Annotated in this window: 14 protein-coding genes and 2 tRNA genes; 12 read left to right on the top strand and 4 right to left on the bottom strand. The window is 37.8% G+C overall.

Features of this window, described 5'->3' with window-relative positions; genetic code table 11:
• Positions 1-16: 16 nt before the first annotated feature.
• Together LEPBI_RS03105 and LEPBI_RS03110 are read right to left on the bottom strand one after the other, a co-directional pair.
• Positions 17-1,015 (bottom strand): SPL family radical SAM protein, encoded by a 999-nt coding sequence (locus LEPBI_RS03105; RefSeq protein WP_012387653.1) that lies wholly within the window; start codon positions 1,013-1,015, stop codon positions 17-19.
• On the bottom strand, positions 1,008-1,874 hold the full coding sequence (locus LEPBI_RS03110) for a nucleoside phosphorylase-I family protein (protein ID WP_012387654.1): 867 nt from the start codon (positions 1,872-1,874) through the stop codon (positions 1,008-1,010). Before LEPBI_RS03110 ends, LEPBI_RS03105 begins: the two co-directional genes overlap by 8 nt.
• Before the next feature lie 27 nt (positions 1,875-1,901).
• Between LEPBI_RS03110 and LEPBI_RS03115 the strand changes: the two genes are divergently transcribed.
• The 8 genes from LEPBI_RS03115 (at position 1,902) to LEPBI_RS03150 (ending at position 9,238) form a co-directional block, all read left to right on the top strand.
• Positions 1,902-2,444 carry a glutathione peroxidase gene (locus tag LEPBI_RS03115; protein WP_012476137.1) on the top strand — a complete coding sequence of 181 codons (543 nt, stop codon included), beginning with the start codon at positions 1,902-1,904 and terminating at the stop codon, positions 2,442-2,444.
• Entirely contained in the window at positions 2,428-3,303 is an 876-nt protein-coding gene (locus LEPBI_RS03120; protein ID WP_012476138.1) for a ChaN family lipoprotein, read from the top strand. The genes LEPBI_RS03115 and LEPBI_RS03120 overlap by 17 nt, the downstream gene beginning before the upstream one ends.
• 15 nt (positions 3,304-3,318) lie before the next feature.
• Positions 3,319-5,901: a transglycosylase domain-containing protein gene (locus LEPBI_RS03125; RefSeq protein WP_012387657.1), complete on the top strand. Its 2,583-nt coding sequence runs from the start codon at positions 3,319-3,321 to the stop codon at positions 5,899-5,901.
• Positions 5,902-6,888, top strand: a complete 987-nt coding sequence (locus LEPBI_RS03130) for a hypothetical protein (protein WP_012387658.1) — start codon at positions 5,902-5,904, stop codon at positions 6,886-6,888.
• Positions 6,888-7,358, top strand: a complete 471-nt coding sequence (locus LEPBI_RS03135) for a hypothetical protein (protein ID WP_012387659.1) — start codon at positions 6,888-6,890, stop codon at positions 7,356-7,358. The genes LEPBI_RS03130 and LEPBI_RS03135 overlap by 1 nt, the downstream gene beginning before the upstream one ends.
• A 463-nt stretch (positions 7,359-7,821) precedes the next feature.
• On the top strand, positions 7,822-8,097 hold the full coding sequence (locus LEPBI_RS03140; protein WP_226992869.1) for a hypothetical protein: 276 nt from the start codon (positions 7,822-7,824) through the stop codon (positions 8,095-8,097).
• A 486-nt stretch (positions 8,098-8,583) separates the two neighbouring features.
• Positions 8,584-8,898 carry a nucleotidyltransferase family protein gene (locus LEPBI_RS03145; protein WP_012476139.1) on the top strand — a complete coding sequence of 105 codons (315 nt, stop codon included), beginning with the start codon at positions 8,584-8,586 and terminating at the stop codon, positions 8,896-8,898.
• Positions 8,888-9,238 carry a HepT-like ribonuclease domain-containing protein gene (locus LEPBI_RS03150; RefSeq protein ID WP_012387662.1) on the top strand — a complete coding sequence of 117 codons (351 nt, stop codon included), beginning with the start codon at positions 8,888-8,890 and terminating at the stop codon, positions 9,236-9,238. The genes LEPBI_RS03145 and LEPBI_RS03150 overlap by 11 nt, the downstream gene beginning before the upstream one ends.
• A 411-nt stretch (positions 9,239-9,649) precedes the next feature.
• On the opposite strand, the gene LEPBI_RS03155 is transcribed toward LEPBI_RS03150, so the two are convergent.
• Together LEPBI_RS03155 and LEPBI_RS03160 are read right to left on the bottom strand one after the other, a co-directional pair.
• A tRNA-Tyr gene (locus tag LEPBI_RS03155) sits at positions 9,650-9,731 on the bottom strand.
• Between the two features lie 12 nt (positions 9,732-9,743).
• Positions 9,744-9,818, bottom strand: a tRNA-Thr gene (locus tag LEPBI_RS03160).
• Positions 9,819-9,902: 84 nt separating this feature from the next.
• On the opposite strand from LEPBI_RS03160, the gene LEPBI_RS03165 reads away from it, so the two are divergent.
• The 4 genes from LEPBI_RS03165 to LEPBI_RS03180 are packed head-to-tail and all read left to right on the top strand — an operon-like array spanning position 9,903 to position 13,013.
• Entirely contained in the window at positions 9,903-10,292 is a 390-nt protein-coding gene (locus LEPBI_RS03165; RefSeq protein WP_012387663.1) for a hypothetical protein, read from the top strand.
• A gap of 9 nt (positions 10,293-10,301) precedes the next feature.
• Positions 10,302-11,114, top strand: coding sequence for a transketolase (locus LEPBI_RS03170; RefSeq protein ID WP_012387664.1), 813 nt, complete (start codon positions 10,302-10,304; stop codon positions 11,112-11,114).
• Positions 11,115-11,162: 48 nt separating this feature from the next.
• Entirely contained in the window at positions 11,163-12,056 is an 894-nt protein-coding gene (locus LEPBI_RS03175; RefSeq protein ID WP_012387665.1) for a transglutaminase-like domain-containing protein, read from the top strand.
• A gap of 3 nt (positions 12,057-12,059) precedes the next feature.
• On the top strand, positions 12,060-13,013 hold the full coding sequence (locus tag LEPBI_RS03180; protein WP_012387666.1) for a polyprenyl synthetase family protein: 954 nt from the start codon (positions 12,060-12,062) through the stop codon (positions 13,011-13,013).
• The last annotated feature ends 3 nt before the right edge of the window (positions 13,014-13,016 follow it).

A 13,016-nucleotide genomic window follows, 5' to 3' on the forward strand; every position in this document is an offset into this window, starting at 1 on the left:
AATGAAAAGGAAAAATTTAAGAATAACTCACTTTTATTTGCGATGATAAAAAGTGTTTTTGTAAAGCGGTGGTCATCACCTCTAAAATTTCTTTTGTTTCTTCATTTGAATAGGAAACTATTTTATCTTTTTTTTCAAAAGCATGAAATAAAATCGAAGAGTCCTTTCGTATATCGACGATTTGTTTCAAAAAATCTATGTTCATTCGAAATCCACCCACACTCAATTCACTAATCCCTTCTGGGTTTAGTTCTTTCCCTAATGTTTCGGCTAACGACTGGTAATGGGTTTTCCAATCAGGGACCCGGAGGATGGGATCGATACAAATCCTTACTTTCCATCCCGCTTGGATGGCTTTTTGAATGGTTTTGATGCGAGCTTGTAAAGAAGGAGTTCCGTGTTCAATGGAATCGATCACATTCTGAGGGCTAATCGTCCATGCGAGGACTATATTCGGATTGGGAGTTAGGTGAGAGATGGATTGGAAATTAGTCGATTTGGTTCGAATTTCCATGGTCAAATTTGGTTTATCGTTTGCAAATTGAATCCAACTTTCTGTTGCTTTGAAAAAAGATTCAAGTGCCAACAAATCCGTGTCATACGACAAGGCTAAATACAACGATCCATTCTTCTCCAAAAATTGTTTGGTTTCGCTAAAAAAATCTTCCCAATTCACAAATAAAACAAGATTTGCAGAAGGAAACATCCCTTGTAAGTAACAGTATTCGCAATCGTAAATACAATTGAGAGCAAGTGTATTATAATAAAAATGTGGGTGTGAGAAGTTCGGAGAGAAATCACTTCCAGGGTATAAATATTGGTCTTTTTTTTCTGCTAAGATCAGTTTCGGTGATAGTTTTTGGATTCTGAAATTTTGTGAGTTCCGGTTAAAACTATCTTTGTAATGGCGGATGGGAATTTTGATCGCATTCGGAAATTTTGATACAATTTCTTTTGTCCGAAAATGATCCCAAATCCCTTCTTCAATATAGATATGAGAAAAAGATTTAAACATGGAGATTTTTTTTCCAATCATCGATGAAACGTTTTAGATCGGTTTTAGATTTGAGTGTGGGAATGATTTCCATGTTTGGGAATGGGATTTGAGAATTTGGATATCGTAAATGGAAAAAACGTAAAGATCTTTTTAAATCATGTTTCATGGTTTCTGTTAGGCGAAGATCTGAAATTTGCGAAAGAATATTGGGCCAGAGTTTGCGATCGAATCCATCGTCAGTGATCCAAGGAATTGGTTGTATCCATTCTTCATACAAATTAGGCATCACTTTCTCCATGAGGGTTTCCACGGTTTCTTGTTGGCAAAAGGAACCTTCCAGATGGTCTGAAATGACTTTTCCAATCGCCAGGTTTTCTAACGGAAAGTAAAGTGAAGCAGCTTCGAAAAAACCGGAACCTTCCATATCAACAAGGGATATTGTCTTTAAGTCTTCATCGTTTAATACCAAAAAATGATTTTCATTTTTAATCTTGGCAATAGGTCGATCAAAAGTAGTTAAGTTGGTTTCTCTTGTGAACTGCGAAGATACAATCCTTTCGAGATAATAGTCTTTTTTAGATGCATGGTCAGAGATTTTATGGATCCAGAAATATTCACCTACGTCCCAATTCGGATTTGCGGATCCTGCAATGCCTACATTCCAAATTTTCATTTGGTTTCTTTCATCTCTTGTGAACCGATGTGCAAACTCAGACACGGCAAGGGCCATTGCCACTTTCCCAGTTCCTGCGATGACGATGTACATTGATTCATTCTGATAAATTCGAAATTTACCAGAATGAGGGACTGGTTTTGCTTTTGTTTTTTGGATCCAAGGTTTTGCTTCAGAAAGAACAGCAAAAAACAATGATGGCATAGTCTAAGGTTGGAGCAGGGGGTTCTTGTGCAAAGAAAAGTTTTGTTTGCTATTTTTCTATTTGTCAGTTTTAGTCTGATTGCTGGAGGAAAAAAAATGACTTTCCATGATTTAAAAACCATCACCATCCAAGGAAAAGAAATTTCGCTCGGAGAATACAAAGGCCACCCAGTGCTTGTGGTCAATGTTGCATCTAAATGTGGTTATACGCCACAATATGAAGGATTGGAAAAACTCCACTTAGCATACAAAGACAAAGGTTTGAAAGTCGTTGGTTTTCCATCCAATGATTTCGGTGGCCAAGAGCCAGGAACGGAAGCCCAAATTGCAGAATTTTGTAAGCTCAATTTTGGTGTTAGTTTTGATCTAATGAAAAAAACCAAAGTGCTTGGAAATGACAAGGATCCAGTTTACCAATTTCTTACAGAGAACGCAAAAGAAAAAGGGGATGTAAAATGGAACTTTGAAAAGTTTCTCATCGATAAAAATGGAAATATAGTGAACCGATTCCCTTCTTCTACCAAACCAGAAAGTGTCGAACTCAAACAAGCCATTGAAAGCATCTTATAAGAGAATTCTTTTCTTTTTAGTTGTAACATTTTCTGTTTACGGATTGTTTGGACAAGAAAGTCCAAACAATGTGCAAATTGTACGGACAAAAACTCCTGAGATCGTATCATTGGAAGAGATCTTAAAAGAAGTGAGTCAACATGATGTACTTGTGTTAGGCGAGGAACATGACAATACTGTCTTACATCGATTTTATGAAGATTTGGTTCGGCAACTTCAAACACGGCAAACATTCAGTATATCTTTGGAAATGTTGGAAAAAGACCAACAATTTGTCGTTGATGAATACTTAAACGGAACCATTTCCGAATCACAATTTTTGTCGTCCATTGTCCATTGGAAAAATTTCAAAACAGATTATTTGCCAATTGTGAATCTTTCAAAAGAAAAAAAATCTAGAGTCATTGCTGCCAATCCTCCCAGAAGGTATGTGAACCTTATCTCCAAAAAAGGACTTTCTGCGTATAAAGATTTATCGAAAGAAGCGCAAAGTTTACTACCACAAGCATACACACTTGAAAAATACCTAACCAAAGAATACAAACAAAGGTTAACCGAACTTTTTGGAGGGACAGAACATAACTCTGCTCACCAAATCAATATTGAGTTTATGGCCCTCGGGCAAGCCACCTGGGACCAAGGAATGGCAGAAGCAATTTCTTCCGAAATTTACAAAACGGGTCAAAAAGTAGTGCATTTGAACGGACGGTTTCATTCGGATCGAAATGGGGGAGTGGTGACTAGGTTACGGGAAATGGGCCATTCGGTCCTTGTTCTCTCTGGATTTCAAAAAGGAAGGGAATCGGCCGAAGATTTTGTGAAAATCGCTGATTTTGTAATTTTAACAAATGACCGATAAGAGTAGGGAGAACCTATGTCGGCACCGTCTCTTAAATACCTTTGTCCTCACTGCCAGAAAGCATCTCGTTTGCCAGAACCAACTCCGAAAGAAGGAAAATTCCAGCTAACGTGTGCTCACTGTTCCGAGAAGGTAGTTTTACAGTTTATTGACTATCGATTTGAGATTGTCCAAGTTTTGCCGAGTGCCATCGATGAATCCAAACAATCCTACCAAAGTTTTAAGATTCCAGTTCCAGGCATTTCCGCACAATCGAAAGAGAATTTTCCTTCCCGTTCCCCTTCCAAACCTTTCTTTGAAAAAAAAATAATCTGGGAAAAAGAATCGAAGAAACCAAATCCAAAACCGTTTGCTTTTTCGAAACGGATTCCTGTTTTGAAAAAAGATCCCAGTAAATTTTCCTATTGGAAAGTTGGGTTTACCATCACCTCGATCACTTTGTTTTTATTCATTGTTAGTTTTTCCTATTTTGTTGCGGGTGTCCTTGTTACCAAAAAGGAAGTTCCTCTCTATTTGGAATCTTTGTCAAAAAATATTCCCACAAAAATCTTGGATCGAAATGGACAGGTAGTGAGTGAGATTTTCCAAAAACGTACTTCCACCTTACATTTGCAAGACTATCCAGAAGATATGATCTCCATTTTGCTTAATATTGAAGATCAAAAGTTTTTTTTCCATGGTGGGATTGATTATTCTGCCATACTACGAGCCTTTTTTAAAAACATTGTGAATTTGAGTTACAAACAAGGTGCGTCGACCATCACCCAACAGTTAGCAAGGATTATCTTGGATGACCGTCGCAAAAGTTTGAATCGAAAATGGAGGGAAGCACAACTTGCCTTTGCTCTTGAATCCGTTTTAACCAAAGAACAAATCCTTGAGACCTATATGAACCATGTGTATTTGGGCCATGGTGCCTTTGGATTTGGAGAAGGGATCAAGTTTTATTTTCAGAAAAATCCTATGGAGTTATCCAAAGAAGAAATGGTGTTACTCGCTTCTTTGCCATCCGCTCCTAACAAGTATTCACCGTTAAAAAACCCTGAGGATTCATATACTCGTGTTCGTGCCATATTAAATATGTTTCGTAACCGTGGGATTTATCCGAATTTGGATCGGGATAAGTTGATTGGTTTGTATCACAATTTATCGACACGTTCTCCAAATGAAACTGTCTTCGGTTCAAGGCATGACATCGCACCATATGTAACAGAACATGTTCGCTCGGTACTTTCATCACTCGAAGGGGAAAAAAATATTTATGAAAGTGGTGGGTATACAGTGGAAACCACTTTGGATCGAAATGCCCAAGAAGTAATCGGTCCAATCGTCAGGGAATATTTAGCCAAAAACAAACGTTCTGGCAAAATCCAAAAACGACGGATTCGATTAAAACCAGAGTCACCATTGGATCTTGCCTTTCGCCAAAAGATGGAAGAAGTTTCTCTTCTTAATGAATTTGTTTGGAATCCAGACCAATTGGAATCAGATAAAGACCAAAGTATCGTCCAGGCGGCCATTGTGGGGATTCAACCTAACACTGGACAGGTGCTGTTTTTGCATGGTGGGGATGAATTTAATTCACAAAACCAGTTCAATCGTGCCACTCAGATGCGTAGGCAGACAGGAAGCTCCATTAAAGCTGTGTTATATGCTTCCGCAATTGATTCAGGGTCCATCCATGCTGGTATGAAAATCCTAGATGCTCCTTTGTATTACCGTGGAGGTGGGGGAAAGGAATGGGCTCCGGAGAATTTAGGTGGGAGTTTTGATGGAGAGATCTCTCTACGCACTGCCCTTGTGAAATCTAAAAACACAGCAGCCGTACAAGTCGCAGAGCGACTTGGGAGTGCGGGCATTGAAAAGTATTTTACGAAGTTCTTTTTTCCAAATGATGCTGAGAAAAAAAATCGATACCGTGGTGACCTTTCCTTGGCATTGGGAACACTTGAAATTTCACCACTGGAAATGGCTTCTGCCTTCACTAGTTTTGTGAACCAGGGGAATGTCAAACGACCATACCTCATCCAAAGGATTAAAAATGCCAAAGGAAATGTATTGTATGAAGTTGGTGCCAGTGATGAGTTCAAATTAAAATTACCAGAAGAACGCCAAGTGATTCGGCCTGACACGGCTGAAGTGATGGTGTCATTACTTCGAGATAGTGGAAGGGCGAGTGGTGTACGGAACGGCGGTTATACGGGAGATCTCATCGGTAAAACAGGTACCACCAATGATTATAAAGATGCATGGTTTGTGGGTGCACGGCCAGATCTATCGCTTGCCGTTTGGGTGGGGTATGATAACCCAAAATTTGGAATGGGACCGAGTGGACTCGGCGGAGCGGTCGCGGCTCCTCTTTGGGGAGAGATCCTAGCGACCATCGACAAAAAAAGTATCCTTCCCAAAATCCAATTTAGTTTGCCTGTCTATGCCAAAGCATATAAAATTTGTACCTTAACAGGCAAACAGGCTTCCCCCACATGTCCGAGTACTCAAGAATTGTATTTATCCGATTATCCACCAGAAGGTCCTTGTAATGATGATCATAAATCGACATCCTCAGATCACAAAGATTTAATGAAGGGTTTGTATTAATTGAATTCCTTACGAAGTAATTTTCCAAATACCACCAACTTATTACTGTTTGCCTGTATCCTTTTACTCGTTGGAGTCTTGCAACCAATCAATGCGAGTGGATTCTATGAAGAAGCCTATGAGATGGAACAAACGAATACCTTGTTTGCGATTCCTTTATATGAAAAAGCACTCAGCCAAAAACCAACGGGTAAATTACAAAAGGCCGTGGTTTCTCGTTTGTTTTTTTTGTATAAAAAACATTCCAAATTATTAGATGCCTTGTTTTTAGGAAGTAGGTATCCTTCACATATCCCTTCAAAAGACAGAGCCTGGATTTGGAACCAACTCTCTGAAATTTACAAACCCATTTCTATTTCCGACTTATCCTCGACGTATGTCTTCGCTGCAAAAGCAAATAGCGAAAATACACAAGAGCTTTCCGATCATTTAAGAAATTTAAATCTTCCCAAATTGTATGAATTTGCATCTATACTTCTATTAAAACGCAAACAATACAAACTGATCCTCATTCTCTATGAAGAAAATCCAACTATGTTCCTTTCTCCTTTGTTTGTAGGAATCTCAGAATTCAAATTAGGAACCGAACAAGGAAAAGAGTTTTTAAAAAAAGTATTGGCTGATTCAGAGAAAGAAAGATCGGACCAAGAAAAATCTGATATTTTGTATTTGATGGGTGTCCATTATAGACAATCCAATGAACACGAGTTATCTGCTCGGTATTTTCGCATGAGTGGGAGTTTTTATGCAAAACAAAGAGCAGATTTGGAAGCCAGTAAATCAATGGTTTTACAGGGGAAACAAAAAGAAATGTGCTCCACGTTTAAATTTGGTGCCTCTCCATTTGATGAGATCGAAACCATTTTGTATTACCATTGTTCCCCCACTGGATCCCAGAATCTAAGACCAATTTTACCTAGCATTCGCATCCTATCGGAAAGAGAGGGGAATGAGTTTTTACAAATATTGTTCCCAAAGGAAAGTTAATGGAATTATATTCTAAAATTCGATGGTCATTACTCTTCTTAGGTGGTGTCTTCGTTTCCATCTATCCTTTGTTCGCAAATTTTTTAGTCACGCCGGAAGAGATCCTTCGTTTGGAATTTCCTTCGAATGTTCGAAACCAAATCCGTTTTTGTAAACAAAATCCCATCCAAGTGTATGGCAGAAATCCAATTGGATCAGGGTCCATCTGCGTTACTGTTTTGGAAGGGGAAGTGGCAATAGAATCTTTTTTCACAGAGGACTTAGAAGAAACATCCGAAACTCAGTGGGCATTTTATGATTCGGTGGGCAAACAAATCTTTCCTTCTGTTAGTTGGGAGGGAAGTGAGCCAATGGTCTTTGTATCTCTTGTGCGATCCAAACGTGGTCAATTTGGCGTGCAGTTGCAAAGGAAAAAAGAAGGTGCCTATTATTTTTACCGAACCAAACTTTCGAATTGGGTGATTCTGTAAGGCTGCTTTTTACGAAAGCTTCGCGGGGTCGAAGACAAGCTCCTCTGTAAAAAACATCCTACCTATAAATTCTTAACTTCCTGCTAACAAAAGATCCAAACTAAAAAAAGTTTCTTAATACCGTTCTTTCTGTTCCAAAATCGTTCGAATTCCGCTCAAAACGGTTGGCACGGAAGATTTCATAGAAAAAGAAGTCGATCCATATGCTAATTTTCGAATATTTGTTCGTTTATATGAGAAAGCGAAAGATCCGAATGGAAAATACAGTTTGTAAAAAGAGAACCTTCATCGTTTTCTCGTTTTTTGGCAGATCAATATTGATTGCGTGCCTCTATAAAACCATCGAAGAACGGAAATGTGAAAAAAAATCGGAATACGTCCCACATTTCGGGTATTAGGGGGAATTGTGAAGCAAATTCGAACTAGATTATGTTTGGTGTTCATTGTGGCTCTAACCAACTGTATGGTTGGTAAAAAGGAAGATGCGTGTAAATACTATCTGGATAGGGATTTTAAATCATACTGTGAACAACTAGTTCTTTTATCGCCTACAATATTGAAAGAGGATAAAAATTTAGGACAAGCTATCGCTTCCAACTTTGTGTTAGTCGGTTGCGCCACCTACCTCAAAAAGAAAAAGGAATGTGAAAGAGAAGAAAACCAATACTTGCCCGGCTTGTATGGGATGAATTTCATTTTTGGAACAGCTTACATTTTTGTTAGAAAGGAGATGGTTTAAAAGTGGATTGAATGGATTTATAAATCATTTAAATCACAGGAATACGAAACTTTTTAATATTCATTAAAATTGGTAAAGGAATTAGAAATGGAAAAATTCAGGAATAAGGCATTGATTCTAATCACTATATTGAATGGATGTTTTTTTTGGATGTAATTTTAAGGAATAGTGTAAAAGTCATATCCCTAATGATAATTATGATGTTTGTTTTTTCTTACTTCAGAATTATCATAACGCTGACGAAGAACGGAAACAGAATATCAGAGTAGACTTGATTTTAACAAATTGCCTAATTACGTACCAGGACATACAAAAATGTAAAAAAGAACCAACGGCATGGCCAATACCAGCTGTTATCCATAAACGCTAAGATGTATATCTGAAGATATGGGTAAAATAAGAAAACAAAGGAAAAATTCAAAGAAAGAGACAATCATCTCCTCTTCAATCGCTTGACTTTTGAATGAAATAAACCAAACTATTGGTATGTCTGCGATAGAAGTTCTAAATTTTAATTTTATTCAAAACGCATTGAAAAAATATAAAGAGGAACTTGATTCCTTGGGTGTTGAAACGATTCACCTATTCGGATCAGTCGCTAGAGATGAAGCTAAAAAAAATAGTGATATTGATTTCCTGGTAAAATTCAAGCCTGGCAAGAAAAATTTTGATAATTTTATGAATCTAACTTTTCTACTCGAAGATCTTTTTAAGGTAAAAGTGGATCTACTCACAGTTGATTCTATTTCGGGTTCAATTAAAAATTCAGTTGAGAGTGAGTCAGTATTAATTGAAGTCTGATATCGATTATATTAAACATATCTTTGATGAAATTTTGTTTATTAAAAGCGAATTAACTAAAACTAACGAAGTTTTATTCCTGAATGATAATGTTTTAAAAAGAGCCTTTGTTCGCAGTATTGAAATTATTGGTGAGGCCTCCAATAAACTCTCCGATTCATTTAAGAAAAAATATAATGAACCTGAATGGAGAAAATTCTCTGCAACTAGAAACCATTTAATTCATGGTTATTTTATTGTTGATTATGAAATTGTATGGGACCTGGTTCAAAACAAAATCCCAATTCTTGAATCACAAATAAAACAAATTATACAAAAAGAAAAAACTCTTTTTGATTAAAAAAAGTGAATATGCATATCCTGAGACTTACCGTTTCGTTTTGAGGTATGCCCTAGCTTGTCCTTTGGTAAGTCCAGAAGCAATCGTTGATTGAATTCCATTTTGTGACAGTTTGACTGAACTAAAGTATCCTTCTTTCTAACCATTGGAAGCTTCAGAAATTCATTTCTAAATAAAGGCTTATGGTTGCGGAGATATTTTATAAGCAGGGAACGGACAAGCTCGGATACTGTCCTGTTCGCCCACCCTTCACTCCGCCATCCTGGCTACGTTCGCGCGGGCCAGTCACCGCTCGCTTTTCCGCATCCATGCGGAAACTTCTCCCTATGGGTCGAAGTCGCTCGGGTTCTATTCGAATCCTTCAGTTTGTTGTTAGTTGGAGATTTTGTTTCGTTGAATCGAAACTTAGTTTGGGCAGGGAAGGATTCGAACCTTCGAAGGTAAAACCAGCAGATTTACAGTCTGCCCTCGTTGGCCACTTGAGTACCTACCCGAAGAAGTTGCATGGAGCCGCCTGAGGGATTTGAACCTCCGACCGGCTGTTTACAAAACAGCTGCTCTACCACTGAGCTAAGGCGGCATGCATATCCAATTTTTGTGAAAAGCTGTTAAGGTCAAATAAAAATTCTTTGAGTGGTGGTGGATTCTTCCAGAATGACCCTAGATGGCACTGTTTTTTGTGAATTCATTGATGACCCTATCCATTCTAGGATTTTATACAGGTTATTTTTTTCGAAAGGCAAACGTGAAAAAACATCGAATTTTCAATTCGATGGGAATTCTGTCAAATTTAACGGCCGCTGTTTATCTACTATGCATCAAGTATCTGTTAGGTGGGATATCGGAATTTGAAATTTATCCCACGGCTCCAGAATTTGTCATCCATATCCATCGGTTTTTTGCTGCCATTAGCCTAATTTTGATGCTCGGGATGGGTTATACTGGTTGGAAAAGAATTCGTAATCTACATGTAAAATTGCATTACATCTTTTTGCCATTGTACACGATTGTTTATATCTCTGGTCTGTTTTTATTTCAATCAAAACCGCTTTAAGGAATGTTCATGGAAAAAGTTGAAGTCGCAAAGAAATTTGCAAAAGATATCCGAATCCAAGTAATCAAAATGGTTACAGCTGCCAATTCTGGCCACCCAGGTGGACCACTTGGACTTGCTGATATCTACGCTGCACTTTACACTTCCATTTTAAACCACGATCCTAAAAATCCAGAATTGCCAGAAAGAGATCGATTGATTTTATCCAACGGACACGTTTGCGCCGTTCGTTATGCCGCAATGGGACTTTCTGGTTACTTCCCAGTGGAAGACCTTCTCACGTTTCGTAATATCAATTCCTACTTACAAGGCCACCCATCCACTCGTTATATGAAAGGGATTGAGTCTAGTTCTGGTTCCCTTGGACAAGGTTTATCTGTATCGGTTGGACTTGCCCTTGGTGCAAAACTAAAAAAAGAGACATATAAAATTTATACATGCATTTCTGATGGGGAATGTGGTGAAGGGATGACTTGGGAAGCAGCACAATCTGCTGTTCACTTCAAAACGGATAACCTCATTGCCTTTATGGATCGTAACTACATTCAAATTGATGGTAATACAGAAGAAGTCATGAAGTTAGAACCACTTGATAAAAAATTTGAAATGTTTGGTTGGAATGTGATCAATGCAGACGGACATAATATGGAAGAAATTTTTTCTGCATTTGCCAAAGCAAAACAACATACAGGTGGACCAACGCTGATTGTCTTTAGAACCATTTTAGGGAAAGGTGTTTCTTATATGGAAAACAATCCGAAATGGCATGGCACTCCACCAAATAAAGAACAAGAAGCACAAGCTCTTGCAGAATTAGCTTAAAGTTTTTGTTTCGATTGACTTTTTCATTTTAAGTTAGATAGTTTTAGCATGGGACAAAACTCTTTTCCTGATTTTTACCCGGATGATATCACTCGTTTATTGTATGATTGGGAAGTTGCTCCTGCAGAAAAAAAACGTTTTCTCTTAAAACTCATTGCATCTCGTATTCCTTGGCAAATTCAATTGGAATCTGCCTTGGATGAAGTGAAAGATCCATACCTTCGAGTACAAGCTCGGAATCTTAAATCAGAAATCCTTCGCCATCGTCTTAGGCATTCCTTCTTCAAACTCACGTTACGTGGGAATACAAATCATTATAAAGATTTGGAAGAGATGGTGGTCCAACTTTCTAATATTGGATTTCCTGATCAAAATTATGCAGAGATCAAACATGAATTGGATCGGATTGCACTTCGCATTTCTGAGTTATACGATGATCATTCTGGTTATTTAACAGACGAACTCAAAGTACAAATCCTTTGCCAAGTGATGTTCCAAGAAGAGGGTTTTGTTGGCAACATCCAAAGTTATAATGATCCAGGAAATTCTTATGTATTCCAAGTGATGAAAAGTCGACTTGGCATTCCCATTTCATTATCTGTTGTGTATCTACTGGTGGCGCAACGGCTTGGTCTTCCTTTATATGGAACAAACCTCCCACTCCATTTCCTATTACAGTATGAATCCGAAGGCTATTTTACCTACATCGATCCATTCCATGGTGGCGTTTTATTAGATAAATTCACTTGTGAAAAATTTTTAGAAGCGAATGGATATACCAATTCTCCCAAGTATTTCACGAAAGCATCCACACTTTCTATGATCAAACGGATGTGTCGTAATTTACTCCATATCTATCGCGACAATCAGTCCAAAGAAATGGAACATATGATTAAGGATCATCTTCAGATTCTCGAAAGTCGATCCACTCATGTGGAATAACGGATGAAGTCAAAGATTAAGATCCAATCTGTACTGTCCAAATTTGATAAAAATTTAGACAGTATCATTCACGAAGACATTCCCATCCTTAAAAAAATAAAAAAACAAGTCATCACATCCGGAGGAAAAAGAATTCGACCTTTCTCCCATTATCTCTTTTGTCAATTTATGAATGTAAAGGATGTTAGTTGGTTAGATGTTGGAAGTGTTGCCGAGCTGATCCATGCGGCAAGTTTGTTACATGATGATGTGGTTGACAATGCCCCCATTCGTCGTGGAAAACCAACCATTGGTGCTAGTTTCGGTAACAAAACGGCAATCCTTGCTGGAGATTATCTATTGGCTTGTGGGATTAGCCGACTGAACTCACTTGGCAATCCTGATCTTATGGAAATTTTTTCCCAAGTGTTAAGAGATCTTTCTGTGAGTGAACTTTTGCAGATGGAATGGGAAAAAAATCCAAATATCACATTAAAAATCTACGATCAAATCATTTATGGAAAAACGGCTTCCTTATTCGGTGTTTGTACGGAAGCAGCAGCTATATTGGCAAACCAATCAAAGGAAAAACGAAAAGAGTTTCGTCAATTCGGTGTTAGGTTAGGGAAGTTATTCCAAAAAAAAGATGATTGTTTGGATTATTTTGAAGATTCCAAGGCAAGTGGAAAGGAATTTTTAAAAGATTTTAAAAACGGTCTTTTTACCTATCCTGTTTTGGTATTACGCTCAAAACTAAACCTTTTGGAAAAACGGAAGTTAAACCGATTGTTCCAAAAAGAAATTCGTGATGTAAAAGATGAATCTATAATTTTGGATTTAATGAATTCCAAAAAAATTCCAGCCATCCTGCACAAAGAATTGGAATCCGAAAAAAATGATTTATTACGATTCCTCAATCAGTTTCCTAAATCAGAGGAACGAGAACTCTTTATAGAACAACTGAGTCGTCTTACTTGAGTT

This window comes from Leptospira biflexa serovar Patoc strain 'Patoc 1 (Paris)' (genome assembly GCF_000017685.1).
Lineage (GTDB): Bacteria > Spirochaetota > Leptospiria > Leptospirales > Leptospiraceae > Leptospira_A > Leptospira_A biflexa.

Coding starts and splice junctions, on each gene's coding strand:
- LEPBI_RS03165 (WP_012387663.1), top strand. CDS start 9,903: ATGGCACTGTTTTTTGTGAATTCATTGATGACCCTATCCATTCTAGGA.
- LEPBI_RS03110 (WP_012387654.1), bottom strand. CDS start 1,874: ATGCCATCATTGTTTTTTGCTGTTCTTTCTGAAGCAAAACCTTGGATC.
- LEPBI_RS03175 (WP_012387665.1), top strand. CDS start 11,163: ATGGGACAAAACTCTTTTCCTGATTTTTACCCGGATGATATCACTCGT.
- LEPBI_RS03145 (WP_012476139.1), top strand. CDS start 8,584: ATGTCTGCGATAGAAGTTCTAAATTTTAATTTTATTCAAAACGCATTG.
- LEPBI_RS03140 (WP_226992869.1), top strand. CDS start 7,822: ATGGTTGGTAAAAAGGAAGATGCGTGTAAATACTATCTGGATAGGGAT.
- LEPBI_RS03135 (WP_012387659.1), top strand. CDS start 6,888: ATGGAATTATATTCTAAAATTCGATGGTCATTACTCTTCTTAGGTGGT.
- LEPBI_RS03170 (WP_012387664.1), top strand. CDS start 10,302: ATGGAAAAAGTTGAAGTCGCAAAGAAATTTGCAAAAGATATCCGAATC.
- LEPBI_RS03180 (WP_012387666.1), top strand. CDS start 12,060: ATGAAGTCAAAGATTAAGATCCAATCTGTACTGTCCAAATTTGATAAA.
- LEPBI_RS03125 (WP_012387657.1), top strand. CDS start 3,319: ATGTCGGCACCGTCTCTTAAATACCTTTGTCCTCACTGCCAGAAAGCA.
- LEPBI_RS03105 (WP_012387653.1), bottom strand. CDS start 1,015: ATGTTTAAATCTTTTTCTCATATCTATATTGAAGAAGGGATTTGGGAT.